This window comes from Streptomyces sp. NBC_01689, from assembly GCF_036250675.1.
Classification (GTDB): domain Bacteria; phylum Actinomycetota; class Actinomycetes; order Streptomycetales; family Streptomycetaceae; genus Streptomyces.
The window spans coordinates 419,136-444,614 of sequence record NZ_CP109592.1; the positions used below are offsets into that span (position 1 = coordinate 419,136).

Annotated in this window: 24 protein-coding genes and 1 pseudogene; 17 read left to right on the top strand and 8 right to left on the bottom strand. The window is 68.6% G+C overall.

Annotated features, from left to right (window positions below; translation table 11 throughout):
• The first annotated feature begins 101 nt into the window (after positions 1-101).
• Positions 102-707 carry a SigE family RNA polymerase sigma factor gene (locus OG776_RS01480; RefSeq protein ID WP_148014352.1) on the top strand — a complete coding sequence of 202 codons (606 nt, stop codon included), beginning with the start codon at positions 102-104 and terminating at the stop codon, positions 705-707.
• On the top strand, positions 700-1,326 hold the full coding sequence (locus OG776_RS01485; protein WP_329318300.1) for a hypothetical protein: 627 nt from the start codon (positions 700-702) through the stop codon (positions 1,324-1,326). Before OG776_RS01480 ends, OG776_RS01485 begins: the two co-directional genes overlap by 8 nt.
• Positions 1,327-1,538: 212 nt before the next feature.
• On the opposite strand, the gene OG776_RS01490 is transcribed toward OG776_RS01485, so the two are convergent.
• Complete coding sequence (locus tag OG776_RS01490) at positions 1,539-2,042, bottom strand: hypothetical protein (RefSeq protein ID WP_329318302.1); 504 nt, start codon at positions 2,040-2,042, stop codon at positions 1,539-1,541.
• On the opposite strand from OG776_RS01490, the pseudogene OG776_RS42325 reads away from it, so the two are divergent.
• Positions 1,960-2,355, top strand: a pseudogene (locus OG776_RS42325) (LysR substrate-binding domain-containing protein); the annotation flags it as partial. The gene OG776_RS01490 and the pseudogene OG776_RS42325 sit on opposite strands and share 83 nt — an antisense overlap.
• A 198-nt stretch (positions 2,356-2,553) precedes the next feature.
• On the opposite strand, the gene OG776_RS01495 reads toward OG776_RS42325, so the two are convergent.
• The gene (locus OG776_RS01495; RefSeq protein WP_261995044.1) at positions 2,554-3,915 is read right to left on the bottom strand and encodes a carotenoid oxygenase family protein; all 1,362 of its coding nucleotides are present in this window, start codon (positions 3,913-3,915) and stop codon (positions 2,554-2,556) included.
• A gap of 93 nt (positions 3,916-4,008) precedes the next feature.
• Here OG776_RS01495 and OG776_RS01500 point away from each other — a divergent pair, with 93 nt between their 5' ends.
• The 4 genes from OG776_RS01500 (at position 4,009) to OG776_RS01515 (ending at position 7,870) form a co-directional block, all read left to right on the top strand.
• Positions 4,009-4,575, top strand: a complete 567-nt coding sequence (locus OG776_RS01500) for a PadR family transcriptional regulator (protein WP_329318304.1) — start codon at positions 4,009-4,011, stop codon at positions 4,573-4,575.
• A gap of 732 nt (positions 4,576-5,307) precedes the next feature.
• A complete protein-coding gene (locus OG776_RS01505) occupies positions 5,308-5,760 on the top strand; it encodes a MarR family winged helix-turn-helix transcriptional regulator (protein ID WP_187286061.1) in 453 nt (150 codons plus the stop codon).
• Positions 5,757-7,427: an MDR family MFS transporter gene (locus OG776_RS01510; RefSeq protein WP_261995043.1), complete on the top strand. Its 1,671-nt coding sequence runs from the start codon at positions 5,757-5,759 to the stop codon at positions 7,425-7,427. The genes OG776_RS01505 and OG776_RS01510 overlap by 4 nt, the downstream gene beginning before the upstream one ends.
• A gap of 155 nt (positions 7,428-7,582) precedes the next feature.
• The gene (locus tag OG776_RS01515; protein WP_443077344.1) at positions 7,583-7,870 is read left to right on the top strand and encodes a DUF2716 domain-containing protein; all 288 of its coding nucleotides are present in this window, start codon (positions 7,583-7,585) and stop codon (positions 7,868-7,870) included.
• Here the strand turns inward: OG776_RS01515 and OG776_RS01520 are convergent.
• Complete coding sequence (locus OG776_RS01520; RefSeq protein ID WP_148014347.1) at positions 7,860-8,447, bottom strand: DinB family protein; 588 nt, start codon at positions 8,445-8,447, stop codon at positions 7,860-7,862. The genes OG776_RS01515 and OG776_RS01520 overlap by 11 nt on opposite strands.
• 5 nt (positions 8,448-8,452) lie before the next feature.
• Here OG776_RS01520 and OG776_RS01525 point away from each other — a divergent pair, with 5 nt between their 5' ends.
• Entirely contained in the window at positions 8,453-8,581 is a 129-nt protein-coding gene (locus OG776_RS01525) for a hypothetical protein (protein ID WP_261995041.1), read from the top strand.
• Between the two features lie 134 nt (positions 8,582-8,715).
• Here OG776_RS01525 and OG776_RS01530 read toward each other — a convergent pair whose 3' ends face one another.
• On the bottom strand, positions 8,716-10,041 hold the full coding sequence (locus tag OG776_RS01530) for an epoxide hydrolase family protein (protein WP_148014346.1): 1,326 nt from the start codon (positions 10,039-10,041) through the stop codon (positions 8,716-8,718).
• A 577-nt stretch (positions 10,042-10,618) separates the two neighbouring features.
• Between OG776_RS01530 and OG776_RS01535 the strand changes: the two genes are divergently transcribed.
• Positions 10,619-11,842 carry a phospholipase D-like domain-containing protein gene (locus OG776_RS01535; RefSeq protein ID WP_148014345.1) on the top strand — a complete coding sequence of 408 codons (1,224 nt, stop codon included), beginning with the start codon at positions 10,619-10,621 and terminating at the stop codon, positions 11,840-11,842.
• A 185-nt stretch (positions 11,843-12,027) separates the two neighbouring features.
• Here OG776_RS01535 and OG776_RS01540 read toward each other — a convergent pair whose 3' ends face one another.
• Positions 12,028-12,804, bottom strand: a complete 777-nt coding sequence (locus OG776_RS01540) for a response regulator (RefSeq protein WP_148014344.1) — start codon at positions 12,802-12,804, stop codon at positions 12,028-12,030.
• Positions 12,805-12,916: 112 nt separating this feature from the next.
• Here OG776_RS01540 and OG776_RS01545 point away from each other — a divergent pair, with 112 nt between their 5' ends.
• Positions 12,917-14,524, top strand: coding sequence for a sensor histidine kinase (locus OG776_RS01545; protein WP_329318313.1), 1,608 nt, complete (start codon positions 12,917-12,919; stop codon positions 14,522-14,524).
• A gap of 112 nt (positions 14,525-14,636) precedes the next feature.
• Here OG776_RS01545 and OG776_RS01550 read toward each other — a convergent pair whose 3' ends face one another.
• On the bottom strand, positions 14,637-15,461 hold the full coding sequence (locus OG776_RS01550) for a DUF427 domain-containing protein (protein WP_329318315.1): 825 nt from the start codon (positions 15,459-15,461) through the stop codon (positions 14,637-14,639).
• A 169-nt stretch (positions 15,462-15,630) separates the two neighbouring features.
• Between OG776_RS01550 and OG776_RS01555 the strand changes: the two genes are divergently transcribed.
• The 4 genes from OG776_RS01555 (at position 15,631) to OG776_RS01570 (ending at position 18,197) form a co-directional block, all read left to right on the top strand.
• Positions 15,631-16,680 carry a YihY/virulence factor BrkB family protein gene (locus OG776_RS01555; RefSeq protein ID WP_329318317.1) on the top strand — a complete coding sequence of 350 codons (1,050 nt, stop codon included), beginning with the start codon at positions 15,631-15,633 and terminating at the stop codon, positions 16,678-16,680.
• 406 nt (positions 16,681-17,086) lie between these two features.
• On the top strand, positions 17,087-17,458 hold the full coding sequence (locus OG776_RS01560) for a phage holin family protein (RefSeq protein ID WP_148014340.1): 372 nt from the start codon (positions 17,087-17,089) through the stop codon (positions 17,456-17,458).
• Positions 17,455-17,925 (top strand): DUF3618 domain-containing protein, encoded by a 471-nt coding sequence (locus tag OG776_RS01565; RefSeq protein ID WP_148014339.1) that lies wholly within the window; start codon positions 17,455-17,457, stop codon positions 17,923-17,925. The genes OG776_RS01560 and OG776_RS01565 overlap by 4 nt, the downstream gene beginning before the upstream one ends.
• Positions 17,926-17,930: 5 nt before the next feature.
• Complete coding sequence (locus OG776_RS01570) at positions 17,931-18,197, top strand: DUF4235 domain-containing protein (protein WP_148014338.1); 267 nt, start codon at positions 17,931-17,933, stop codon at positions 18,195-18,197.
• A gap of 306 nt (positions 18,198-18,503) precedes the next feature.
• Here OG776_RS01570 and OG776_RS01575 read toward each other — a convergent pair whose 3' ends face one another.
• Positions 18,504-19,031 carry a hypothetical protein gene (locus OG776_RS01575; RefSeq protein ID WP_329318321.1) on the bottom strand — a complete coding sequence of 176 codons (528 nt, stop codon included), beginning with the start codon at positions 19,029-19,031 and terminating at the stop codon, positions 18,504-18,506.
• Between the two features lie 618 nt (positions 19,032-19,649).
• Complete coding sequence (locus OG776_RS01580; protein ID WP_443077165.1) at positions 19,650-20,105, bottom strand: hypothetical protein; 456 nt, start codon at positions 20,103-20,105, stop codon at positions 19,650-19,652.
• Positions 20,106-21,214: 1,109 nt separating this feature from the next.
• Between OG776_RS01580 and OG776_RS01585 the strand changes: the two genes are divergently transcribed.
• The 3 genes from OG776_RS01585 (at position 21,215) to OG776_RS01595 (ending at position 25,434) form a co-directional block, all read left to right on the top strand.
• Positions 21,215-21,874, top strand: a complete 660-nt coding sequence (locus tag OG776_RS01585) for a hypothetical protein (RefSeq protein WP_261995040.1) — start codon at positions 21,215-21,217, stop codon at positions 21,872-21,874.
• 465 nt (positions 21,875-22,339) lie between these two features.
• Positions 22,340-23,074, top strand: coding sequence for an HAD family hydrolase (locus OG776_RS01590; RefSeq protein ID WP_148014335.1), 735 nt, complete (start codon positions 22,340-22,342; stop codon positions 23,072-23,074).
• Entirely contained in the window at positions 23,071-25,434 is a 2,364-nt protein-coding gene (locus OG776_RS01595) for a glycoside hydrolase family 65 protein (protein WP_329318325.1), read from the top strand. Before OG776_RS01590 ends, OG776_RS01595 begins: the two co-directional genes overlap by 4 nt.
• Positions 25,435-25,479: the final 45 nt, after the last annotated feature.

Genomic DNA, 25,479 nt, shown 5'->3' on the forward strand with positions numbered 1-25,479 from the left:
GCGGCCCCACATGCCCCGTCATCTCACGCAACCTCATGCCCTCTCCGGGCGTGACCAGGTGATGAGGGCGAGGCCCTCACGTCACTGATGTGGAGGGGGCAATGCGCGATGCGCGCGTCTTCGATGATTTCTACGCCGGTCATGTGCACCGGCTGACAGGCCAGTTGTACGCGATGACCGGCAGCCTCGCCGAGGCGGAGGACCTGGTGCAGGAGGCCTTCGCGCGGGCCTGGCAGAACTGGGAGAAGGTGTCCGGATACGCCGACCCGGCAGCGTGGGTGCGTTCGGTGGCCTGCCGCATCAGGGTGAGCGTCTGGCGGAAGGCGGTCAACCGTCTCACGGCCCATCGACGTCACGGTGTGCTCGACGACGTTCCCGGAGCGAGCCCTGACTACGTCGCGATCGTCGCGGCGTTGCGGCGTATCCCGTACGAGCAGCGGCGGGCGATCGTGCTGCATCATCTCGTCGGGCTGTCCGTCGAGGAGACCGCGCGGGAGACCGGTGTCGCGTCGGGCACGGTCAAGGCCCGGTTGTCGCGCGGGCGTCAGCTGATGGCTCCCCATCTGTCCGACATCGCGGGTGACCGCCCGCGCGGTGCCGGTGGCCGGCCCCGATCGGGACCGGCGACCGTGCCCCCTCGCGACGTACCCGCTGCCGCGACCGATGCCGTCGGCTCCGCCGACCGGGAGGTGCACCACCATGACTGAGGACTTCGAAGCCGTCCTTCGCCGCGGATCCGAGGAGGTTGCCGCGCGGACCAGCGCACGCCCCGCAGCGGCTGTCCGGGCTCGTGGCGACGACCTGCGTCGCCGCCGTCGGTCGGTTGTCACGGCTCTGGCGGTCGTCCTGGTCGCGTCGGTGGCCGGCGGTACCTTCGCACTGACCACCCCTTCGCGGAAGGATTCTCCGCCCGGTGTGGTCGGCACCCCGACCGCACCGGTCTCGACCCCGTCGGCCACCGCACCCCGGTGCCGTTCCCTGGTCGTGCCTCCGGAGGTCAAGGAGGCCGTAACTGCGGCCTATCGGCGTGCGCAGCCGGGGCTGACGCACTTCGTCCCGGTCAAAGGCACGTTCTATTACGGCGAGTGCGGGGGCGTCTTCCACGCGGGGACCTCCTTCACCCCCACGGCCGATGCGACCGAAGGGGAGCTGGTCCAACTCCAGGACGCCGGGGGTGCGGAGAAGTACTTCACCAAGTCCGGGGGCGGCGCGTGGACCTTTGTGGCAAGTGACGGGTTCCCTCGCGATGCCCGGGGCTGCGCCGCCGTTCCTGAGATTCCGGCACGACTGGCCGAGCTCTGGGACGGCTGTCTGGCCCGGCCCTGACCCCCTGAGGGTGCCGGGGGTGGCGCGCGGGACCCTGTCGACGTGACAGGTGAGCACCGCGCGCACCCCGGTTTCGTTCGGCGAACTCCGCCGCCTGCCACCTCAGTCGGTGGGCCGCGGTCTCAGGCTGTCGTCACTCCCGGACGAAAGCATCACGAATGCCTCGCCGTCGACAAATCGGTGGGCGCGGAAGCCCGTCATGCCGACGGCAGTCAGTGCTTGCGGCGGAACCGGAGACGGGGGCGTGGCGATGTTTCCGTCAGTCCGAGCCCGGCGCCGTAGAACGTGATGTCGTCCTCAGGACCATTGTGGAATCGTTTGACCACACGCTGGACGGGCCAGATGACCGAACCGTCCGGCAGATGAAGGGCGATGTTCATCTCGGCAGTCGGTCCGTCGCCGTTGACGACCCATGCACCACCGCCGTTCTGTCGGACGGTCTCGCCGACGTAGGTACCCAGAGCGAACAGCCTTGGCCCCAGGCCTGTCGCAAGGAGCCCCCCGGCCACGGCAACCCCGTGGTCGCTGTGCTGCACCATGAACCGCTCGACGTCTCGGAGGCTTCCGGGAGTGAAGTCGGCCCTGTAGCCGGAGCTGTTGAGAGCGCGGGCGATCCACCGGGCGCTCGTGAGGATGTCGTCACGGAGAGGGGTCACCTCAGGCTCACCCGATCTCCCCCCGCACCTCACCGTGCATCCGCTGCTGCTGGACCCCATGGTCGTCGTCCTCCCCGACGACCACCCCCTCGCGGCGCGAACCCCCTTGGATACCAACCCCCTTCACCTGGACGAACTCCGCGACGAGTCCTGGGTGACCATCCGCGCGGCGCGTCAGCAGTTCGACCAGGCAACCGCCGAGGCCGCGTTCACTCCCAGTATCAGGTTCCGGACGGCCTCCTACGACGTCGCCCAGGCCTTGGTCGGGACCGGCATCGGCGTGGCGCCGGTCTCCCGCCTGGCCCTGACCCGACGCCCGGGCACCACCCACCGCGAACTCGCGCGACCCTGGCTCCACCGCCAACTCCACGCGGTGACCCCGGCCGAGGCGTCCCTGATTCCCCTGACCGTGGTCTTCCTGACCCTTCTGCGCGGCATCGTCGAGACCACATCCACACACCGTGGCACGGTTCCTGTCAGACCGAGACGTGCGACCTGGTGGACGCGGTGGCGGGCGGCTCGTCGTCCAAGGGCTCCGCGGACCGCTGACCGAGGCGCTTCCGCGCTCCGGCTAGGCGAGGTCGTTGTCGTCGATCCAGTTCCCGTGGAAGCCGAAGGGCACACGATGGGGCAGGTGCACCCGCGCGACCGGAGCGGCGCCCAGGTCGGCCGCGTCGAGGACGACCAGTTCGGCACGGCCGGCGTGGGCGTCGTGGACGACCGAGAGAATCCAGCCGTCGTCCTCGCACACGGCGTCCCGGCGCGGTACGAAGGCGGGCTCCATCGTGACCCGTCCCGGACCGTAGTCATGGACGGTGGTGTCACCCGTGCGGGTGTCGACCTTGACCAGCGGGCCGGTGCCGAAGCCGTCGGTGGGGTCGCGCTCGACGTCGTCGGTGATCATCAGACCGTGGGCGCTGAACCCGGCGAACCATCCGTAGCGGTGCGCACGGCCGGTCAGCGCGGGATCGACGCGCGGGAACTCGACGCGGTATTCGCTGATCACCTCCTCGTTGACGCTGCCCCGGTCGGTGTTGACGGTCCAGCGCACCAGCGTCGGCTCGGAATCGCTCGGCCCCCAGACGTCCCTGACGAACATGCGGTCGTACCGGATGACGTCCATCGTCAGCGAACCGTCGGCGTTGTCGAAGGCGTTGAGGACGTGGAAGACGAAGCAGCGGGGCGCCTCGATCCAGCGCACCTGTGCCGCCGTCCCGTCGATCGGCAGGATCCCGATCCGCGCGGGGTGGCGGTCGTCCCAGGTGAGGGGCAGTCGGGTGAGGGGCCCGCCGCCCTGTGCGAGACGTCGGGCGGCGGCCAGGGTGACAGGGAGGTCGAGCACGACCACGCGGGATTCCGTGAGCGCCATGTCGTGGACCATCGGGCCGTCGTCGACGTCGATGTCACTGCTGTGCCTGGCCGCGCCGTCGGCTCCGAGCACCACGTAACGGAGCGAGCTGTGACGCGGGTTGTAGGTGATGGCGTGCAGGTCGCCGGTGACCGGGTCGACCTTCGGATGGGCGGTGAAGCCGCGGCTGAGAGCGCCGTCGCAGTCCCAGATCGCCATACGGTCGAGGTCCGGGCTGATCTCCACCGGCGGCCTGCCGGCCTCGATGAGGGTGAGGATGCGGCCGGCGTGGCTGAGGACGTTCGTGTTGGGCGCGCCCCGCTCGCTCTCGACGAACCGGCTGCGGTACCACTCGGCCTTGCCTTCACGCAGCCGGATGCCGTGCACCATCCCGGCTCCGTTGAACCAGTGGTGGGTGGCCGGGTCGACATCGCCGCGGGGGTTCGGGCCGATCCGCAGGTAGCGGCCGTTGAGTTCGCGCGGCAGTTCACCGGTGACGGGCAGAGAGGACGTAGTCGTCTCCTCTTGGAGAGGAGCGTAGTTGCCCGCGACGAGGTACCGGTTGGTGAAAGTTTCACTGGTCACGTTGTCTCCCTTCGACCGACCATGACTACGGTACGGTCGGGACGTTCCAATCTGGAATATTGAGATTCAGAACATCTGGACCAGGAGACAGCGATGCCGACCACCCTTCCGATGAGCGCGTATGTCGTGCTCGGCCTGCTGGACCGGCACCCCGGGGCGACTCCGTACCAACTCGACCAGCACATCCGCGGGAGCATCGGGTACTTCTGGTCCTTCCCCCGCTCGCAGCTCTACGAGGAGGCCGGGCGGCTGGTGCGGCACGGCCTGGTCGTGGAACACCAGGAGCGAGGCGGCCGCCGTCGCCGTACGTTGTCACTCACGGACGAAGGCCGACGAGAGCTACGGCAGTGGCTCACCACCCCTACGCAGGCGGTGACCGAGATCCATGACGAGGGTCTGCTGCGACTGTATTTCCAGTCCCCGGACTTCGCGGACGCCGAGAACGACGGCGACGCGGTGGGCCGCCTCGCCGCGGAGCAGATCCAGGCCCACGGGGCCCGGCTGGCGGAATACGAGGGGCTGGTGGCGTCCGGGCGGCTCGGGGCCGGATCGCCGCAACGCGCCACCTTGGAGGTGGGGCTGCGGTTCGAGCAGATGATCATCGGCTTCTGGCGGGAGATCGCCGCTGCCTCCACGTACCCGTCGGAGCCGACGCGATGACGCGTGACCGCCACGTCCAGGAACCGCCGTCCACAGAGGACCGTCCGCACCGCCGCACCGCCCGGCGGGCTGGTTCGGCGCCCGCCTGATACCGCTGGCCCGAGGGACAGGAGCGCACCCGCACCCTCCTGGACAACTGCCCGCCGAGGGTGCTGTCCGCCCCGCCGCTGAGCCCGGCGCATCTGCGCGATGAAGCCGACCGCCCGCGCCCCGGCACGCTGCCGTTCATCCACGTCCTGCCTACGGGCCGGAGCCGGCCCGTACGCGACACCGGCCTCGCCGCCTATGCGTCAGCTGGCACCGCCGTGATGGGCGAGGCCTGCCTCGCCCCGGAGGGCCGGGTGCCCGCCCCGCGGCTGTGCTGCGTCGTGAACGCGGCGATCTTGCCGGCCGGCCTGCAGCGCTCGATCGGAGCGGCTCACACACCGCGCACGGGAGCCGGAACGGCGGCAACACCGTGGCGCTGACGTCAGAGCGACTGCTCGATGGGCGGTGTCGACGTATCCCGCTACGGCCCCGCCCTCCCCCCGCGCAGCGCATCTCTGCCGTCGGCTTCGGATGCCTCCGGGATGGCATATAGTTGCGCGACACATGCAACTGGTTGAGGACGTCACGAGAGGCACAGGCGTGGGCCATCCGCCCCCCGAGAGGGATCACAGCACGTCACCCGGGGAGTCCGAGGGCTCTGAGCCCATCCGGCAGCTTTCCGAGGGCGTCGACCGCCTGATGCGGATGTTCATCCGCACCCGCGCGCAGCTGCTGGACCGGGCTCGCGACGACATCGACTGGTCGGTCCAGATCTTGATGAGCGTGCTGGTGAAGCACGGACCCATGCGAGTCAAGAAGCTGGCGGAGTTGGTCGACTCCGACCCCTCCACCGTCAGCCGTCACGTGGCACAACTCGTACGTGACGGCTTCCTCGAGAAGCGCTCCGACGCCGATGACGGCCGCGCATGCCAGCTGGTCGCCACCGACAAGGCGCGGCACTCCGTCGCCGACCGGACACGGTCGCGCGACGCGCACTTCGAGGAGATGCTCCACGCATGGGACAACCATGATCGCGAGAAGCTGGCCACACTGCTGGTGCGCTTCATCGACGACTTCGAAACGTACAAGACCGCGCTCGCGGCAAAGGACTGGAAGGGTTTCCGTCCGCCGGTGAGCCAGGAGGAGTCCACCGCATGAGTTCCACCAGCGCCGCGTCCGCCGGGACCGGCCCCGCCGGTACGGGGGAAGCGCCGAGAACCGGCTACACCCACCAGCAGATCATGGTGATCCTGTCCGGACTGCTGCTCGGGATGTTCCTGGCGGCCCTCGACCAGACCGTCGTCTCGACGGCGATCTACAAGATCGGTGAGAGCCTCAACGGGCTGACCGCGCAGGCATGGGTGACCACCGCGTTCCTCATCACCTCGACGATCGCCACCCCGATGTACGGCAAGCTGTCCGACCAGTACGGACGCAAGCCCTTCTTCCTCTTCGCCATCGCGGTGTTCATCACCGGCTCGGCGCTCTGCACGCTCTCCACCTCGATGTACATGCTCGCCGCGTTCCGCGCCTTCCAGGGCATAGGCGCGGGCGGTCTGTTCTCCCTCGCCTTCGCGATCATCGGTGACATCATCCCGCCGCGTGAACGGGCGAAGTACCAGGGGTACTTCATGGCCGTCTTCGGCACGTCGAGCGTGCTCGGGCCGGTGGTGGGCGGCGCGCTGGCCGGCCAGAACACCCTCCTCGGCATCGACGGCTGGCGCTGGATCTTCCTCATCAACGTACCGATCGGCATCGTGGCGCTCATCGTGGTGGCCAAGGTCCTCCACCTGGAGCACAACCGGCGCGAGCACCGCATCGACTTCGCGGGCGCCGTCTCGCTCATGGTCGCCCTGGTGCCGCTGCTGATCGTCGCGGAGCAGGGCAGGACGTGGGGCTGGGGTTCCACCTCCTCCGTCGTCTGCTACGTCATCGGCGCGCTCGGCATCGTCAGCTTCCTGTTCGCCGAACGCCGGGCCGGAGACGACGCCCTGCTGCCGATGCGCCTCTTCCGCAACGGTGTGTTCGCCGTGGGCGCCGCCCAGTCGACGATCATCGGTATCGGCATGTTCGGCGGCATCACGCTGCTGCCGCTCTACCTGCAGCTCGTCAAGGGCAACTCCCCCACCAAGGCCGGGCTGCTGACCCTGCCCCTGGTGCTGGGCATCATGGCGCTCTCGGTCGTCGCGGGCCAGATCACCTCACGTACCGGCCGATACAAGATCTTCCCGATCATCGGCGGCGGCCTGCTCGTCATCGGCATGCTCATGCTGTGGCGGCTGACGGCCGACAGCGGCCTCGTGTACACCGACCTCGCCATGTTCGTGGTCGGCGCCGGCCTCGGTCTGAACATGCAGACCATCGTGCTGGCCATGCAGAACGCCGTGCCCCCGCGCGACATCGGTGTCGCCACCTCGTCCACCACGTTCTTCCGGCAGATGGGCGGCACGGCGGGCGTCGCCGTGTTCTTGTCGATCGTCTACTCCGTGGTGGGCGACAAGATCAGCGAGGCCTTCGCCGACGCGCGCGGCACGGCCGCCTTCCAGGCCGCGGCCCAGGCCCACCCCGACCAGGTCAAGACGCTCACATCCGCGTCCTCCGGTTCGGTGGGCACGCTGAACGACACGTCGTTCCTCAGCCACCTCGACCCGGTCCTCGCCCACCCCTTCAAGGTCGGCTTCACGAACGCGGTCACGGTGGCGTTCCTGGTCGGCGCCGCGGTGCTGGTGTTCGCCTTCGTACTGGCCTTCTTCATCAAGGAGGTACCGCTGCGCACCACGGCGGCGGCATTCACCAAGGAGCCCGCCGAGACCGAAGCGAAGTAGGAGGACCGAGGGGCCGAGAGGACGGAGAGGCCCCGGACGGACCCGGACCCTGAACGCCGTGGGAAGCCATGCCTTCCCACGGCGTTCAGCGCTTTTCCCTCGACGCCCGGTGCCGCCGGGAGGGCCGGACCTTGCTCGCCTTCGACTGGCAGCACATGTCGTTTCGCGTCGCACCTCAGAAGGTTGGGGGTCCTGGTCGACCTGCCTGGCCACTGAGCCCGTATCCCGACGGTGACTACTTCATCTTCCTCGCGGAGGACTTTCGCTTCGGCAGCTTCGGCCACCGAGCTCCCTGTAGCAGATCAGGGTGGCGGCCAGGCCGAGGAAGGCGAGGAAGCGCGAGCCCCTTCCCTAACCGGGCGGCCGGCTCGCGGAGTTCATCAGGAACCAGACGCTTCGACAGATCAGGCCCCCCCCCCCGCAGGACCGGCATCATGCCTTGATCGGTGCGGCCGACCTGGCGGCCTGCTCGATCTTCGCGCAGTAGGCTGCACGGGCTTCCTCGTCGACCTGCTTCTCGTGTTCGGCGCGCATCCCGGTCCGGCCGTCGATGCCCTCGCGCAGGATGTCGGCGTGTCCGGCATGTCGGTTGGACTCGCCGAGGACATGGACCAGGATGGCGAACAGGTTCGTGTCGGCATATGGCTCCGGCCACCACGGCACGTGGCCCAGGGCGTCGAGGGGAAGCTCGTTGATCGTCGCGTCCGAGTGTTCCCATGTGCGCCGGTAGAACCCGATGATCTGATCGCGGGTCTCGTCCTCAGTCGCCCACAGATCGCTGCCGTAGGAGTGGTCCTGCCACCTTGGCAGCGGTTCCGGGGTAGGGCGGTCGAAGACCTCGCCGAAGTACCTGGCCTCGACACTGGCCACGTGTTTGACCAGACCGAGGAGGTTGGTCCCGGTCACTGTCAACGGTCGGCGGGCGTCGTATTCGGACAGGCCGTCGAGTTTCCAGAGCAGTGCCTCGCGATCCCGCCGCAGTCTCCCGTGCAGGTTGTCCTTCGCGAATTCATCGATCATGCGGCATGAGCCTGCCATGGGCCGCTCGTGGTCTCAAGATCCCGTACATGGTCCGCGACGACTGGCGGAGCCGAGGCCTGGCCCTGGCCGCCGCCCTGACCTGCTACAAGAAGCTCGCGCAACGTGCCACGTGAGACAACCTCTGAGTCAGAACACTGCCGACACCTGACTTTAGTCGAAGGAGAGTGCCTGGGAAGTGGTCGTCATTGGACCATCCTCCGCGATTCGCCCCCTCCCGCGCGGCATCCCGACTTCGGTCGCGAAGCCCCTATTTCCCGATCCCTCCCAGGGATTTCCGCAACTCCCCGAACGCGGACCGGAGTTCCCTGCTGAACAGGTCAGGCACCTCCCAGGCCGCGAAGTGGCCGCCCCTGTCGACCTTGTTGTAGTAGAAGAGGTCGTGGTAGCTGCGCTCGGCCCAGCTCCGCGGTGCCTGGTAGATCTCGCCGGGGAACACCGTGATCGCGGCCGGGAGGGAGACCGACACGGCGTTGAAGTTGTTGGCGTTGTTCTCCCAGTAGAGACGCGAGGACGACACGGCGGTGTTCGTGACCCAGTAGAGCGTGATGTCGTCGAGCATCTCGTCCTTGGTGAGCACCCGTTCGGGGTGCCCGTCGCTGTAGGTCCACGCGGCGAACTTGTCGTACATCCAGGCGGCCAGTCCGACGGGCGAGTCCGTCAGTCCGTACCCTTCGGTCTGCGGACGGGTGACCATCATGGCGGAGTATCCCGATCCCGTCTTGTAGAAGGTGGCGAGCTTCTCGTAGGCGGCCTTCTCGTCGGCGGTCAGGCCGGCTGGGACAGGGTCACCGCAGGCGAGCTTCTTCGCGATGTCGGCGGGGACCGTGGCCGGGAAGTTCACGTGGATGCCCAGAAGTCCCGCGGGCTTCTGGATCGCCATCTTGTCCGAGATCACGGCGCCCCAGTCGCCGCCCTGGGAGACGTAGTGCTCGTACCCGAGGCGCTCCATCAGCACGGCCCAGGCACGTGCGATCCGGTCCGGGTTCCAGCCGGTGGTGGTCGGCCTCTCGGAGAACCCGTACCCGGGCATGGACGGTATGACCAGGTGGAAGGCGTCCTCCGCGCGTCCCCCGTGTGCCGTGGGGTTGCTGAGCGGGTCGATCACCTTGAGGAATTCCAGGACGGACCCGGGCCAGCCGTGGGTCAGGATCAGGGGCAGCGCGTTCTCATGACGGGATCGGACGTGGATGAAGTGGATGTCGAGTCCGTCGATCTCCGTCGTGAACTGCGGCAAGGAGTTGAGCTTGTCCTCGATCTTCCGCCAGTTGTAGCTCGTCCCCCAGTAGTGGGCGAGCTCTTTCATCGTCGCCAACTGAACGCCCTGGGACTGGTCCTTGACCGTCTCCCGGTCCGGCCACCGTGCCGCCATGATGCGTCGCCGCAACTCGGTGAGCTCCCGCTCCGGTATGTTCACGCGGAAGGGGCGGATGCTCGCTCTCTCTCCGGCCGCCACGGGTTTTCCGGAGTACCTGTTGGCGTAGAGGCCGAAAGCACCGGTGGCCACCGCGGTCATCGCGGCGGCCGAGGTGGAGAGGAACAGACGCCGGGACGGCAGCCGGAGATTTTCTGACATGGTGGATCTCCTTGGGTGAATCCATCGTTTCCGGGAGAGCACCCTCGAGAGCCGAATGTCTCATCAGCCGTGCGTCCCATGTGCGTCTCATCGGCCAGATGTCTCGTCGCGCCACCGGGAAATCCGGCACAGAATTCCTGCGGCTGACACGGCACACCCGGGAGCGACACTCCGTTCCTGCCGCCGGCACCGCTCTCCTGCGGTCGCGGCTGAATTCCCGCCGCCGGGCGACCCGCCCCCGGCCCGGAGACGGCGGCGACAAGCCGTCGACGCCGGCCACCGTAGTCAGCACTGCCGACACTCACCTAGCCGGCGTCATCACTGGACGTAACATTAGGTACCCCTCCGTGAGCGCGCAACTTGGGGACCGAAAGTGCGTGTGACCTGGCATTGCGGGGCAACCGGTCTCCGAGACAGGTCCTGACGATCCAGAAAGGCGGCCCCCGACGATGCGGATGTTGCGGCCGGACAGACCCCATGCAGCCGGTTCGATCCCGAGCGGTCCGGTGACGGTGACGGCTCCCCGTGGCCGGGGCGCACAGGACGCGACCCGTCCGGGCCCGGGCCGGGTGTCGGCATGACGAGCACCCAGGACGAGCCGACGGTGGCCTCGCGCGGCGTCGGCAGGTCGGACCCCGCGACGGTCCAGGAACGCGCGAGGCGTATACGACGCCGCCTTGAGCGTCTGATCGGTATCGCGGCGACGGAGGGCAACACCCTCACCGCCCTGCGCAACGGAGACGAGATCTTCCCGGCGATGCTGGCCGCCATCCGGTCCGCGGAACACACCGTCGACATGATGACGTTCGTGTACTGGAAGGGCGACATAGCCCGGGAGTTCGCGCGGGCGCTGGCGGACAGAGCACGGGCGGGTGTGCGGGTGCGCCTGCTGCTGGACGGCTTCGGCAGCCGCCTGATCGAAAAGGACCTGCTGCGGGCGATGGAGCAGGCGGGCGTGCAAGTCGCCTGGTTCCGCAAGCCGTTGGCGCTCTCGCCGTTCAAGCAGAATCACCGCTGCCATCGCAAGGTCCTCGTCGTGGACGAACAGACGGCCTTCACCGGCGGGGTGGGCATCGCGGAGGAGTGGTGCGGCGACGCGCGCACGGAGCACGAGTGGCGTGACACGCACGTCGAACTCCGCGGGCCGGCCGTGGACGGCGTCGCCGCCGCGTTCGCGCAGAACTGGGCAGAGTGCCACGACGAACTCTTCGACGACCGCGACCGGTTCGTCCCGCACCGGCCGGACGGCGACGCGGTGGTGCAGGTCGTGCGCGGCTCGGCCAGCTTCGGTTGGCAGGACATGCAGACCCTGATCCGCGTGATGCTGGAGTCGGCCGAGGACCGCTTCCGGCTGGCGACCGCCTATTTCTCACCGGACGCCTACTTCATCGAACTCCTCTGTGCCACCGCCCGCCGAGGCGTGGAGGTCGAGATCCTGCTGCCCGGCCCGCACACCGACAAGCGGGTATGTCAGCTGGCCGGGCAGAACTACTATGAGGATCTCACCGCCTGCGGCGTGAAGATCTACCAGTACCAGCCGACGATGATGCACGCCAAGGTCATCACCGTGGACGGCGTCGCCTCCCTGGTCGGCTCCACCAACTTCAACCGCCGGTCCCTCGATCACGACGAGGAGATCATGCTCGCGGTGCTGGACCAGCGGTTCACCGCGGTCCTCGACGGTCATTTCGACGAGGACGTCAAAGCCGCCACGCTGATCAAGGAAGGGCGCTGGAAGCGGCGCTCCGTGGTGCAGCGGGCACGCGAGGCGGCCGTCGTACCGATCCGCCGCTTCCTCTAGCCTCCTTCCACCTGCCGACTGGCCGGCCGACCGGGAGACCGGCCAGTCTGCCAGTCGGCCCGGGAACGGAGCGCGGTACGCATGCGGACCCCCGCGTGCCGGGCACGGCACACGCGACACGAGCGACGCGCCTCACACCACGGATGCGTCACACCACGTAGGCCGCACACCGCAAGGCCGATCGCTCAGGTGCGAGGCGGACGCGTCGCGGTCTCGAGGTAGAACGCGTCGATGCTCTGGACGGCCTGCTCGAACTCCGCGAGGTTCACCGGCTTGGTGACGTAGGCGTTGGCGTGGCTGTTGTACGCCCCGACGACGTCGTCGGGTGCCGCGGACGTGGTGAGGACGACCACGGGGATGGTCTGCAGGTCCTCGTCGGCCTTCAGGACGCGGAGCAGGTCCCGGCCGTTCATCCGGGGCATGTTCAGGTCGAGCACGATGAGATCGGGGCGCGCGTTGTCCTGGGTGCGCAGGTATTCCAGCGCGGCCACTCCGTCGGTGACCTGGACCAGGTTGCGGGCCCCTCGCTCGGAGAGAGCTTCCTCGATCAGCATGGCGTCGGCGATGTCGTCCTCGACGAGCAGCACGTCGAAGGGGCGGGCGGGGGTGGTCATCATCGGACGCTCCATGGGTGCTTCGTCGGAGTGGTGGAAGAGCCCCGGCCAGCGGCGTCGGGCGCCTTGGCGCGTCATGTCGCACGCCTCGCCGATCTGTGGGTATCCGGCGCCCGCGCGGGCGGCCTCGGCGGCCGCGTCCCGCTGGAGCCGTTCGGCGGCCCGTTGGAGGTGGGTCAGTACGTGCAGCCGGGTCAGGGCCCGCGTCGGTTCGTCCGCTGACGGGGGATGTGGGGGGTCTTCCAGGAGTTGCAGGGCGATGCGCCGCGCGAGATCGCCGACCGCCGCATCCGCGACTGCGGCCGTCTCCTGCGGGGTGGTCCGCACGACGAAGTTCTTGCCAGGCACACCCGCACACTAGGCCCCGGACGGCCCCCGCGACAACAACGGTTGTCGCTCGCCCTCTACAGTGTGCGCTGCGCCGCTTCGAAGGCGGCCGTCACAGTGGAGGAGTCGAGGAATGACCGGCGACGAGAGGATTCCGCGTGCGCGGGGGCTTTCCACGTGGACGACGCGGCGATGGCTTCGTGTCGGGGTGGCCGTCTCCTTGACCGTCCTGGCCCTGCTCGGTGTGACCGGAGCGTGGATCCTCGGACGGACGGCGTCGATCAGCGACAGTCTCGTGGACGTGAAGTCCCCCGCCCTGACCACCTCGATCCGCCTGGAGTCGGCACTCCTCAACCAGGAGACCGGTATCCGGGGTTACGGGCTCACCGGCACGCCGGACTTCCTCAAACCCTATCGGCAGGGACTCGCCGACCAGAAGACGTACACCGCGACGCTCTCGGAGCTGCTCCAGGGCGACAGGGCCGGTCTGCGTGATCTGAGGGCCGTCCAGGACGCCGTGGAGACGTGGCAGGACCGGTTCGCCCGGCCGATCGCCGCCTCTCCGGCCGGAGCGCCCTCGGCGCTGGCCACCGAGCGTGCCGCGGAAGGCAAGACGGCCTTCGACAAGGTCCGTGCGAGCATGGCCACCCAGCAGGACGGGCTGCGGTCCGGCCGGGTCCGGGCGCGTGCGGACCTCGCTTCCACGATGAAGGTGCGGAACTGGTTGTTCAGCGCGATCGCCGTACTCATCGCCGTCCTGGCGGGAGTGGTCTTCGACGCGCTGCGCCGTGGCATCACCTCACCGCTGGAGCGGCTCGGGGCGGACGCGCGGGCCGTCGCCGACGGCGACTTCGCCCGTCCCATCACCCCGACCGGTCCGGCGGACCTGCGGCAGTTGAGCGGCGAGATCGACTCCATGCGTCAACGGCTCGTACGTGAGCTGGAGTTCAGCGAGGACGCACGACTGCGTCTCGACGAGCAGTCCACGGAGCTCCAGCGGTCCAACGCGGAGCTGGAGCAGTTCGCCTACGTGGCCTCGCACGATCTCCAGGAACCCCTGCGCAAGGTCTCCAGCTTCACCCAGTTGCTGCAGCGGCGCTACGGGGGGCAACTCGACGACCGGGCCGATCAGTACATCGACTTCGCGGTCGACGGCGCGAACCGTATGCAGACCCTCATCAACGACCTCCTCGAGTTCTCGCGTGTCGGTCGCGTCCACCACGCCCATCAGAGTGTCGACCTCAACGCGGTGATGAAGCGGAGCCTTTCCGCGCTCAGCGTCGGCATCGAGGAGGCGGGCGCCGTGATCACCCGGGACGAGCTGCCGACGCTGGTGGCCGACCCCACGCAGATGGGCATGCTGTGGCAGAACCTGATCGGCAACGCCGTCAAGTTCCGCCGCCCGCAAGAGGCACCGAAGATCCATGTGTCCGCCGAACAGGACGGTGGGCTGTGGAAGTTCACGGTCACCGACAACGGCATCGGGATCGCGCCCGAGTACGCCGAGAAGGTGTTCGTGATCTTCCAGCGGCTCCACACCAAGGACGCGTACCACGGCAGCGGCATCGGGCTGGCCATGTGCAGGAAGATCGTCGAGTTCCACGGCGGAACGATCTTCGTGGACCCGGAGTACACCGGCGGCACCCGCATCACGTTCACCCTGGCCGGTGAGCCCTCGGAGACGGGCCTCCCGTCCGCCGCTCCGGAGGAGGAGCGCCCCGCGGTACCGCCGACTCCTTGAGCATCGTCACGGGCTCGGCTGCCGCTCCTGCCGTCGCCGCGGCGGGAGCCGGCGCGTGACTGCCGCCTGGCCCGTCCCCGCACGGGCCAGGGGCGACGTCCGTCCTCTTGTCTCAGGTGGGCGACTTGTCCGAGAGCGTCCTGGTGAACGGGGTCACCGGGCGCTCGATGCGCGTGCCGTCGACGGTGATGTCCACCGCCTCGTTGTAAAAGGCGAGGAGGTCCTTGACGGCGCCCACCGCGGGCAGTGGCTCCGGGTAGCTCCAGACCACGTTCGGCGGGACATCGGTGGCGTCTCCCTCACATCGCCAGGACCAGTACGCGGCGGTGCCCTTGTAGGGGCAGCCGGTGCTGTGGTCGGTCGCTTCGAGCAGATCCAGCCGGACGTCCTCGCGCGGGATGTAGTACCGCGTGGGCAGGCCGGTCTCGAAGAGCAGGACCGGACGGTGGGTGTCGGCGACGAGCACGCCGTCGATCTCGACCCGGACGTGCCGGCCGCTGGGGATGGCGTCGACCCGTTTGTGCGGGTCGCGGGGGTGGACGAAGATCTCTTCCGTCTCCTCGTACCAGTGGTCCAGGCCCCGTCCTACACGCCGGAACCACTCGAAGGCGACGTGACCGGCCAGGTCGTCGGCCGGAAACGTCCAGGCCGCGTTCTCCAGCACGTCACCGTCGACGTCGAGGTCGTAGAAGATCCGCGATCCGGTGTGCGTGCCGGTCCGGGGGTTCTTCGCGGGGCGGAGCAGGTCCTCGCGGACGTCCTCGCGCGGAAAGGCGTAGAGCGGTACCGGCACCCCTGGCTCCCACACGAGGAGGGGGTGCCTGCTGTCGACGACGGTGACCTCCCCGGTACGGCCGCGCACCCACCGTCCGCTCGGCTCCCAGAGGATGCCTTCGGGGGTTGCTCTGACGTCCGGCGCGGTGGGGAACGTGGTCATCGGCTCTCCTTCTGCTCGGTCACGCGGGATGACTGCGGGTAGCCACCGGCCGACCGCCTCGTCCGCGGGGGCTCGTCCCACCTTGCGGCGGGTACTCCCGGTGTTCAAGGCGAACGGCTTCCGGGCGGGCGGAACACATCCCCGGCGGCTGAGGGGGTACCCGGCCGTCATGGCGAAGCTGCACGTTCCGGGGCGAGACGATCATCACGGCAGGGACGAGGTACTGCCGCCGGACGAGGTGGGCCCGGAGCCCCGGGTGGAGCGCGCCGCGCCGGACAGTCCGGCGAAACTGCCGAGGCGGGCCTGGGGTGCGGCGCTGAAGGGCGCGGTGCGCGAGTTCAAGGACGACGAGCTGGTCGACCGCGCGGCGGCGCTGACGTACTACGGCGTGCTGGCGCTGTTCCCGGCACTGCTGGTGCTCGTGTCCCTGCTGGGCATCATCGGCAGATCCGCGACGGACAAGCTGCTGGACAATCTCCGGCAGCTCACCCCCGGCTCGGCCCACTCCATCATCACCAGGGCCGTCGAACAGCTGCGGGACAACGCCGGCGCGGGCTCGGTCCTGGCGATCGTCGGCATCGTCCTGGCGGTGTGGTCGGCCTCCGGATACGTCGCGGCGTTCATCCGCGCCGCGAACGCGGTCTACGACATCCCGGAGGGCCGTCCGGTGTGGAAGATCCTGCCGGTGCGGGTCGGCGTGACCGTCGCGCTGATGATCCTCGCGGTCGCCGGGTCCGTCATCGTGGTCTTCTCCGGTGGAGTTGCTCGGCAGGCCGGACGCGCACTGGGTGTGGGAGACACAGGACTGGCGGTGTGGTCGGTCGCGAAGTGGCCCGTGCTCGTCGTTCTGGTCACCGTCATGATCGCGATCCTGTACTGGGCGAGTCCGAACGCCAAGGTGAAGGGCTTCCGTTGGATCACCCCGGGCAGCCTCCTGGCTCTCGTGATCTGGATGATCGCCTCCGCCGGATTCGCCTTCTACGTGGCGAATTTCGCTTCGTACAACAAGACCTACGGCACGATGGCGGGCGTCATCGTCTTCCTCGTGTGGCTGTGGATCAGCAATCTGGCGATCCTGCTGGGGCTGGAATTCGACGCCGAGACGATCCGCCAGCGGGCCATCGCCGGGGGTCACCCGCCGGAGGCGGAGCCATACACCCAGCCGCGCGACACCCGCACGTGGAACGAGAAGGACCGCCGCCGGCTCCGCGACCTCTGACCGCGCCACGTGAGCCCCGCACACCAGGTCGGCACGCACACTCCTGACCGCGCACGCACGCCGATACGGGCCCGCCGCGACGGCGCGGGCGCCGCACGCCACACCCCGCCGCCCGCGCCGGGCAAGTGCGTACTGCCGCGGATTTCCGGCGGGACCGGGTGCGCGCGCCGGTCTCCGCGCTCCGGCCGCCCGTCTCCGTGCTCCGGCCCGTGCCGGGCTGATTCTCGATGCCTGCCCTGAACTGCCCGGTCGGGGGTACCCGCCTCATCACCGAACGCCGGTGCCCATGACAAGGCCCGGCGGTGACCGAGAAGTCCGGCAGGAGGTGATGGTCGTGTCGAGTGTGCGGTCGCACACGGAGAGGCCCGGCACGCAGGCGCAGGCGCAGGGGTCCGGATCGGATCAGGTGGGTGAGCTGGTGCACCGGGCCTCACAACAGCTGACCGAGCTGGTTCGGGGTGAACTCCGCCTGGCGCAGGCGGAGATGAAGGAGAAGGGCAGGCATTACGGCAAGAGCGGTGGACTGTTCGGGGGCGCCGGGATCGTGGGCTTCCTGATGCTTCAGGCTCTGGTGGTCGCCGCGATCGCCGCTCTGGCGGTGCCGCTGCCGGTGTGGGCAGCGGCGTTGATCGTCACCGGGGTGCTGGGCGCGATCGCCGCGGTCCTGGCCCTGACCGGGAAGAAGCAGGTCGGACGGGCGGCGCCGCCCGTGCCTGAGCAGACCATCGACAACGTGAAGGCCGATGTGGCCGAGATCAAGAGGAGTGCCCACCGATGAGCAAGCCGTCCGACCACGACCGGACCGCCGCCACCCCCGACGAGCTGCGTGAGCAGGTCGAGCAGACCCGTTCCGAGCTCGGTGAGACCGTCCAGGCGCTCGCCGACAAGACCGATGTCAAGGCCCGGGCCAAGGAGAAGACGGCTGAGGTCAAGGAGAAGACCGTGGAGGTCAAGGAGCAGACCGTGGCGAAGGCCGGAGAGCTGAAGGCGAAGGCCGCCCAGGCGGCGCACTCGGTCCAGGAGAGGCTTCCGGACCAGGTGAAGGACAAGGCGGCGCAGACCGCGGCGCAGCTCCGGGAGAAGACCGCGCAGGCCGGGAGCGTGTGGGAGGAGAAGGCTCCCGAACAGGTCCGGGTGCAGACCGCTCAGGGCGCCCGCGCGGTACGGGAGAACCGCAAGCTGCTGGTGGCGGCAGGGGGTGCGACGGTGCTCGCGTGGCTGATCTTCCGCCGGAAGAAGGGCTGACGCCGGTGAACGCCTCGAGGGCCGCCTACAAGCCGGTCGGACTCGCCCTGGGTGTTGCCGGCGGTCTGCTCGCCGGCATGGCTTTCAAGCAGGCCTGGAAGGTGCTCGCCCACTCCGAGGACACGCCGAACGCCACGGACGAGAACCGTACTTGGCGGGAGATCCTGCTCGCCGCCTCGTTGCAGGGTGCGATCTTCGCCGGGGTCAAGGCCGCCGTCGACCGTGCCGGTGCGACCGCCACGCGCCGTGTGACGGGTACTTGGCCAGGGTGACGTACAGCGGTGGGACGGTGATGCCGCCGGGTCCAGGCCGGCGACCCCTGCCGAGGCCCATCGGACGCGAGAGGACCGCACGGATCCGGCGTCTCGGGTCCCGGCGCACCGAAGCCCCCGGCCACAGCGGCCCGGGGGCTTCCGCCGTTCCCGGGAGCATCTCGCCGCCCTCCACCGGCTGACGGTAGTCGACGTCAGCACCACCAGCCGCAGCGCCACGGAAGGCCGACTCGAGCCACCGGCCGAGTGGATGGCCACACCTGCCGGTACGCCGACCGAGCCGAACGGTGGGCGCGGCGTAGGCCCTCAGCAGTTCGTCACGTAGTGAACCCACGTCCAGTCGGCGATCTCATCCTGGAAGTACGCGCCGGGGTCGACCCAGCGGACGACGAATTCGTCGTCCCGGAAGCCCGCTTGGGTTCCCGTGGTCTGATGGTTGATCCACGATCCATCACCGAACCAGGGGATTTTGTACGCGGCGCAGGTGAACATGTCGATGACGTCGCCGGTGAAGTAGGTGCCGCTATAGGCGCAGAAGTGCTTGTAGTTGCAGGTGTACGAAGCCGCACTGGACGGGTGGCGATCTCCGCCGGTTGCCGTCGGGAGCGCGAGCGTCAGGACAGCACCCTCTCCCAGCCGGATGCGGTTGGCAGAGATCTGCGTACCGCCCAGACCGACCAGGTAGGAATCGACCCGGCTCTGCAGCGTCTTCGTCTCCGCGGCGTTCAGCCCCAGTGCCCTGGCCTGTGAAGCGATGGCATCTTCGGACACGGATTCGGCGGTGGCCGTACCGGACATCGTCAGGGCGGCGGACAGGCCCACCATGGCTGCCACGACACCGCGTGCCCAGGCGTGACGGCTCTTGCGTCCTTGCTCTCCGGATAGCATTCGTGTTCCCCCTGATCCGGCCGAACCGTCGTAGGTTCATGGCTGCTGCCCCGGCCCGGTAGTCCGCGCCGCTTCGGATCGTGTCGGCTCTCCGCAAGCGCGTCAAAGGATTCGAACTGCATCGAAATGACGAGAGCGGTTCTCGCTCGTGGTGGCAGAGGGCGGGATCACCGGGAGGTGATCGACGCGATTTCATTCACGTCGCAGAGTGGGTCGCAGTGGGTGGGTGCGTCTGCCCGCTGAGCACGGAAACCCGACCCGTATGTCGACCCGCCTGCCGACGGGATCCCTCGCGGTACCGGAGCGCGCGACCGAGTCACCGGTGTTGCGCCCGGCGAGCCGGCGGTGCGCTGCGCTCTCGCCGGTCGCGTGCGATGTCCCGTGTCCTTGCGGTGGTTCTGGCCGGCACCGGACTCCTCAGAGGCCATCCACGCATGAGCCAACTCTCCTATGAGCGCTCAGAGTCGACGGTGTGCTGAAGGCCGGTGAAGACGGGATGGGACATGGCCGTGTGACCAAGGTATTGCGTCACGTCACCGTCCAACCCGCACGGCCCTCTTCACGTCACAACGCTGAGAAGGTGTCGAGCGCTCCCACGGCCGCACAGACGTGGCCCGACCCGCCCTCGGACCGCCTCCCGGCGCACCACCAGGAGAGCAGCCCCTTCACGTCGCGCGCATGCAGGCCCAGGTTGTGTTCGACGCACAGGGGCCACGCCTGCCACAGACGTTCAGCGACGGTTTCCTGCGCGGCCTCGGCGACGATCGCCAAGGCATGAGCCTGGTCTTCTGCCGTCTTTGGGTACAGATGACTACCGTGCCACCCGCCGTCGGCCAGGGCAACGTAGACGTACTCCGGCTCGCCAGCCTCGTAGGAAGGCTGGGCCAACAGTTGCAGAGCTCCCTGTTCAGGAAGAGTCACGGCCACGTCCTGGTTGAGGACCGCGAGAGCCTCGTCCCACCAGGGGTACTCGCCCCGCGAGACCCGACGGACTTCGGGTTGATCGAAATGAGCCTGCACAGGGCCCATTCTCCGCTACGGACGCCCGACCTGAATCGCGCACGACGTTGTGACTGCGCTCCCGTCGGGCGGCTGCGGGGCTGCGCAGAGGTCCACTGCACGCGGGCCCATGTGTCGAGGCCGCTGCTGTGGCAGCGGGAGCACCCCCGGAGAGTGGTGGGCTCGTTCCCTCGCTTCTACTCGGTCGCCCTCGCTAGGCTGCCCGTCGGGGCCCGGTGCAACGAGTAGGTGGCCGGCACGGCCCGGCCTGGCTCGTTCCCGTAGTGCGCAGTGCGGGGAGGGGGTGTTCGGGTGGTGGCCGGCAGGTACATCCCGATCGCGGGGGCCAGCACCTCCTGACCGGCGTGCGGCCTACTTCCGGCAGGCCGCCCGGTGCCCTGGTCGCCGGCCGAGTCCGGGGTAGCGGAGACCGAGCGGTATGACGGCACTGGGCGGCGTTCCGGCCGCCTATGCTCAGCCTGTGCGGCCGCTCGCCGGCCACATTGATCCGCTGATCGCGGCGTTTCAGCCGCGTCTGCCGTCGACCTCAAAACGGTGCCGGCGGTGATGCCGCCTTCTCGCTCGGGACCGGACAACTCGTTTTCGGTTGTCGTCGAAGGTCAGGAGGTGTCCATCCCCGGGCGTCCCTACCACGAAGAGCCGCCGACCGACGTGGTCGCGTCCCTAGTACGTGTACTCGATTCGCCCCATACGCACCCCAGGCATCTCCGCACACGGCCACCACGCGGGCCCGTCACGTCTGCCCGCGCAGCCAGGCGCACTCGCGCGCGCAACCAGGCCGCCGACCATGCCCATCAACGCTCCTCAGCACCAATCTTGTCCTGTGGTCACTCCTCGGCGTGACCACAGGGCATGACAGGGTCTTCCTCGTCGCACCCGCTCCGACGGCCTTCGAGGTTCGACACCCGTGAGTTCCGCTCCGAGCCCTCTTCGGAAGAGCCGAGCCCGCGCCCTGAAACGTGCCGCCCGGCCGTCTTGCCGCCTTCTGCGAGCGGTGCGTCGACATCACCGCAAGCGATCGAATTGCTACTCTCCGTAATTGGCGATTGCGTTCGGCGATTGCCGGCGGGATTTTCCGTCCCGTCGTGGACAGCAGCAGAGGAAGACACATGCGTTTCCGCTTCGCCATGCCCGCCCTGGCGGCCGCCGCCACGCTCACCGGCACGGCGTTCACGTTCACCGCGCCGGCTGCGGGCTCAGCAGCCTTGAACGAACTGACCTACGGCAGCACGATCCTGTTGCAGAACCAGTACCAGGGCGACGGCGGCTATCTGGACACCAACGGCCTCTCGCAGCAATCCGGCGCCAAGTACGACGTGAGCACCAACCAGACCCCCAACAGCCGCGGACCCAGGACCTCCGAGTGGAAGGTCGTCTCCGCCACCGGCAAGGCCAACGGACACCGCGTCATCAGCGGGGACGTCGTCTACCTCGTCAACCAGTACTCCACCGGCACCTACCTGGACACCAACGGGCGCTCCACCCGCTCCGGCGCCAAGTACGACGTCTCCACCACCGCCCACAGGGATCGCGGCCACGGCACCAGCAAGTGGCACATCTTCGGCAAGACGTCCTCCCCCGCCGACGGCCACATCCGCACCAACGACGTCGTCAGCCTGCTCAACGACTACGGCTCCGCCAACGGCGGTTTCCTCGACGCCAACGGCCTGGCCGGCCAGCAGGGTGGCGCCAAGTACGACGTGTCCACCAGCCACTACAGCGACCGCGGCCCCGGCACCGGTTCCTGGAAGGTCCTCCCCGCCTCCTGACCCTTCCCACGGAATCAACCCGCCGGTCCCGCGCCACCACGCGGGACCGGCGGCCCACGGGTGAAGTCGCCCGCTCCCTCTCTGCACGACCACCACGCACCTGTCGGCCCCGTCGGGAGCGGGCCATCCGGTCTGCCGCCCCGGAAGTGGGGCGCGTCGTCCCTGCCGTTTGCGCAAGTCGTTGATCGGGCGAGGCACGCGCTCCCCTGTGCACGCCTCCATGGCGCGGCATCGGCGGCAGCCGGCCGGTCCCCTGCAAGTTCGGCACCCCGAAGGAGCGAACCCTCTGGTGCGCCCCGGCGCTCCGGGACACACGTTTGTTTGCACTCGCCCAGAACCGGGAGGATCGTGGTGGGTGGGCGGTGGCGTAGCCGGAAGGTGATACCCGTCGGACAGGAGGGTCCCGGCGCAGCAGCAGAGCAGCATCCTCGGACCGCTCAGCGACGTTCTCCTGGAGGGCACTCGATGAGGCCGTACAGTCTGCCGGAATCGATTGAAGCGTGCCTGTTCGACCTGGACGGTGTCATCACGAAAACGGCCGTCGTGCATGCCGCCGCCTGGAAACGGACGTTCGACGACTTCCTTCTGCGGCACGACGGATCCGGTTTCACGCCCTTCGATGTCACCCAGGACTACGACGAGTACGTGGACGGGAAGCCACGCGCCGATGGTGTGCGCAGCTTCCTCGCCTCGCGCGGCATCAGGCTTCCCGAGGGCTCCCCGGACGATGAGGGGGACACGGTGCGGGGGCTGGGGAATCGCAAGAACGATCTTCTGTTGGAGATGATCAGCGCGGAGGGTGTCGAAGCGTACCCGGGCACCCTGCGCTATGTCCGAACGGTTCGGCAGCACGGCCTGAAGACGGCTGTCGTGTCCTCCAGCGCGAATTGCCGGGAGGTCCTGGTGGCGGTCGGGGCCGAGCCGCTGTTCGACGTCCGCATCGATGGGCTGGTGGCCGCGGAGCGTGGGCTTCCCGGCAAGCCGCATCCCGACACGTTCCTGGCCGCCGCCCAGGACCTGGGTGTCACGGCTGGAGTGTCGGCTGTCTTCGAGGACGCGCTGGCGGGGATGGATGCCGGTCGGTCGGGCCACTTCGGCTTCGTCGTGGGGGTCGACCGGGTCGGCCAGGCGGACGCTCTGCTCGCCCACGGCGCTGACATCGTCGTGCGGGACCTCGCTGAGCTGGAGCACCAGGGATGATCACGGACTCCTGTTTCGCCGTCGACCCTTGGGTCCTGAAGGAAACGCCTCTCAACCTGGACCTGCTGCCGCAGAGCGAATCGGTTTTCGCGCTCTCCAACGGTCATGTCGGCTGGCGCGGAAATCTTGACGAGGGCGAGCCTCACGGGCTGCCCGGCTCCTATCTCAACGGCGTCCACGAGTTGCACCCGTTGCCCTATGCGGAGGGCGGGTACGGCTACCCCGAGTCCGGTCAGACCGTCATCAACGTGACCAACGGCAAGGTATTGCGGCTGCTGGTTGACGACGAGCCCTTCGACCTGCGTTACGGCAGGCTCCGCAGCCACGAGCGGGTGCTGGACCTGCGCGCCGGCCTGCTCCACCGCAGGTGTACGTGGACCTCGCCCGCGGGCCGTACGGTACGGGTGCGCTCGACTCGGATGGTCTCCTTCACCCAGCGTTCCATCGCCGCGATCGCCTACGAGGTCGAAGCGGTCGACGCCCCGGTGCGCGTTGTCGTGCAGTCCGAACTCGTCGCCAACGAACAACTTCCGTCCGTCGCAGGCGATCCCCGCGCGGCCGCAGCCGTGGAGAGGCCCCTCGATGCGGAGGAGAACTGTGCGCTGGAGAACCGTCTCCTGTTGATGCACTGCACGCACAACAGCAGGTTGCGGGTCGCGGCCTCGGCCGACCACACCGTACAGGGGCCGGAGCAGACGCAGATCAGTGGCGAGAGCAGCGACGATGTCGCGCGCCTGACGGTCACGTCGATGCTGGCCCCGGGCGAGAAGCTGAGGATCGACAAGCTGGTCGCCTACGGCTGGTCACGCATGCGTTCCCTGCCCGCCGTACGCGACCAGGTGCAGGCCGCGCTCGCGGCGGCCGGCAGCACCGGCTGGCAAGGCCTGGTGGATGAGCAGCGGCACTACCTGGACGCGTTCTGGGCACGGTCGGATGTCGAAGTCGACGGAGATGAGGAAATCCAGCAGGCCGTGCGGTTCGCGCTCTTCCACGTACTTCAGGCGGGCGCCCGCGCCGAACTGCGGGCCATCCCCGCCAAGGGGTTGACGGGCACCGGCTACGACGGCCACTCGTTCTGGGACACCGAGACCTTCGTCCTGCCGCTGCTCACCTACACCTCGCCCGGTGCCGTCGCCGAGGCCTTGCGCTGGCGGCAGAGCACCCTGCCCGCGGCCCGGGACAGGGCCGAGCAGTTGGGGCTGCGCGGAGCCGCATTTCCTTGGCGGACCATCGACGGTTCGGAGTGCACCGCCTACTGGCCGGCCGGTACTGCCGCCTTCCATGTCAACGCCGATATCGCGGACGCCGTCATCCGCTACGTCTCCGCCACCGGCGACGAGGACTTCGAGCAGACCAGTGGGGTGGAGCTCCTTGTGGAGACGGCGCGACTGTGGATGTCGCTGGGCCATCACGACCACCGCGGCATCTTCCACATCGACGGTGTGACCGGACCGGACGAGTACAGTGCGATCGCCGACGACAACGCCTACACGAATCTCATGGCTGCCCGGAACATGCGCGCGGCGGCCGACTGCGCCGAACGTCACCGTGACCGGGCGACGGCTCTTGGGGTGGACGACGAGGAGACCGCTGCCTGGCGCGACGCCGCGGAGGCCATGCACCTTCCCTACAACGACGACCTCCAAGTGCATGAGCAGGACGCGGGGTTCACCGGTCACCAGCTGTGGGATTTCGCCGCCACCCGGCCCGACCAGTACCCCTTGCTGCTGCACTTCCCCTACTTCGACATCTACCGCAAGCAGGTGGTGAAGCAGGCGGACCTGGTGCTGGCCATGTACACGTGCGGCCGCTCCTTCGACACCGAACAGAAGGCCCGCAACTTCGCCTACTACGAACCCTTGACGGTCCGCGACTCGTCACTGTCCGCGAGCTGCCAGGCGGTCCTCGCGGCGGAGGTGGGCCATGAACGACTTGCCTACGATTATGCCGCCGAGGCTGCGCTGATGGACCTGAACGACTTGGAGAGCAACACCCGTGACGGGCTGCACATCGCCTCGTTGGCCGGTACCTGGATGGCCCTGGTGTGCGGTTTCGGAGGCTTGCGCCACGACGGCGACACGCTGTCGTTCACGCCCCGACTGCCCGAAAACCTCAGCCGGCTCGCTTTCCACCTGGGGATCCGGGGCCGCCGCCTGCGGGTGGAGATCAAGACGGGAGTCGCCACGTACACCGTGCTGGCCGGCCAGACCATGACGGTCCGGCATCATGGCGAAACCCTCACCCTCACGGCCGACTCTCCTGTGAGCCGCCCCGTTCCCGTCCCCACCGTCCGCCCGACCCCTGACCAACCTCCAGGCCGCAGCCCCGGTCAGCTCCGCCCGCACCACACGAGCCGGTGACGACCGGGAGGCAAACCCGTCCCGGACTCAGCCGCCAACGCCCAT

Coding starts and splice junctions, on each gene's coding strand:
- OG776_RS01480 (WP_148014352.1), top strand. CDS start 102: ATGCGCGATGCGCGCGTCTTCGATGATTTCTACGCCGGTCATGTGCAC.
- OG776_RS01485 (WP_329318300.1), top strand. CDS start 700: ATGACTGAGGACTTCGAAGCCGTCCTTCGCCGCGGATCCGAGGAGGTT.
- OG776_RS01490 (WP_329318302.1), bottom strand. CDS start 2,042: ATGGGGTCCAGCAGCAGCGGATGCACGGTGAGGTGCGGGGGGAGATCG.
- OG776_RS01500 (WP_329318304.1), top strand. CDS start 4,009: ATGCCGACCACCCTTCCGATGAGCGCGTATGTCGTGCTCGGCCTGCTG.
- OG776_RS01505 (WP_187286061.1), top strand. CDS start 5,308: ATGTTCATCCGCACCCGCGCGCAGCTGCTGGACCGGGCTCGCGACGAC.
- OG776_RS01510 (WP_261995043.1), top strand. CDS start 5,757: ATGAGTTCCACCAGCGCCGCGTCCGCCGGGACCGGCCCCGCCGGTACG.
- OG776_RS01515 (WP_443077344.1), top strand. CDS start 7,583: ATGTCGTTTCGCGTCGCACCTCAGAAGGTTGGGGGTCCTGGTCGACCT.
- OG776_RS01520 (WP_148014347.1), bottom strand. CDS start 8,447: ATGATCGATGAATTCGCGAAGGACAACCTGCACGGGAGACTGCGGCGG.
- OG776_RS01525 (WP_261995041.1), top strand. CDS start 8,453: ATGAGCCTGCCATGGGCCGCTCGTGGTCTCAAGATCCCGTACATGGTC.
- OG776_RS01530 (WP_148014346.1), bottom strand. CDS start 10,041: ATGTCAGAAAATCTCCGGCTGCCGTCCCGGCGTCTGTTCCTCTCCACC.
- OG776_RS01535 (WP_148014345.1), top strand. CDS start 10,619: ATGACGAGCACCCAGGACGAGCCGACGGTGGCCTCGCGCGGCGTCGGC.
- OG776_RS01545 (WP_329318313.1), top strand. CDS start 12,917: ATGACCGGCGACGAGAGGATTCCGCGTGCGCGGGGGCTTTCCACGTGG.
- OG776_RS01550 (WP_329318315.1), bottom strand. CDS start 15,461: ATGACCACGTTCCCCACCGCGCCGGACGTCAGAGCAACCCCCGAAGGC.
- OG776_RS01555 (WP_329318317.1), top strand. CDS start 15,631: ATGGCGAAGCTGCACGTTCCGGGGCGAGACGATCATCACGGCAGGGAC.
- OG776_RS01565 (WP_148014339.1), top strand. CDS start 17,455: ATGAGCAAGCCGTCCGACCACGACCGGACCGCCGCCACCCCCGACGAG.
- OG776_RS01585 (WP_261995040.1), top strand. CDS start 21,215: ATGCGTTTCCGCTTCGCCATGCCCGCCCTGGCGGCCGCCGCCACGCTC.
- OG776_RS01590 (WP_148014335.1), top strand. CDS start 22,340: ATGAGGCCGTACAGTCTGCCGGAATCGATTGAAGCGTGCCTGTTCGAC.
- OG776_RS01595 (WP_329318325.1), top strand. CDS start 23,071: ATGATCACGGACTCCTGTTTCGCCGTCGACCCTTGGGTCCTGAAGGAA.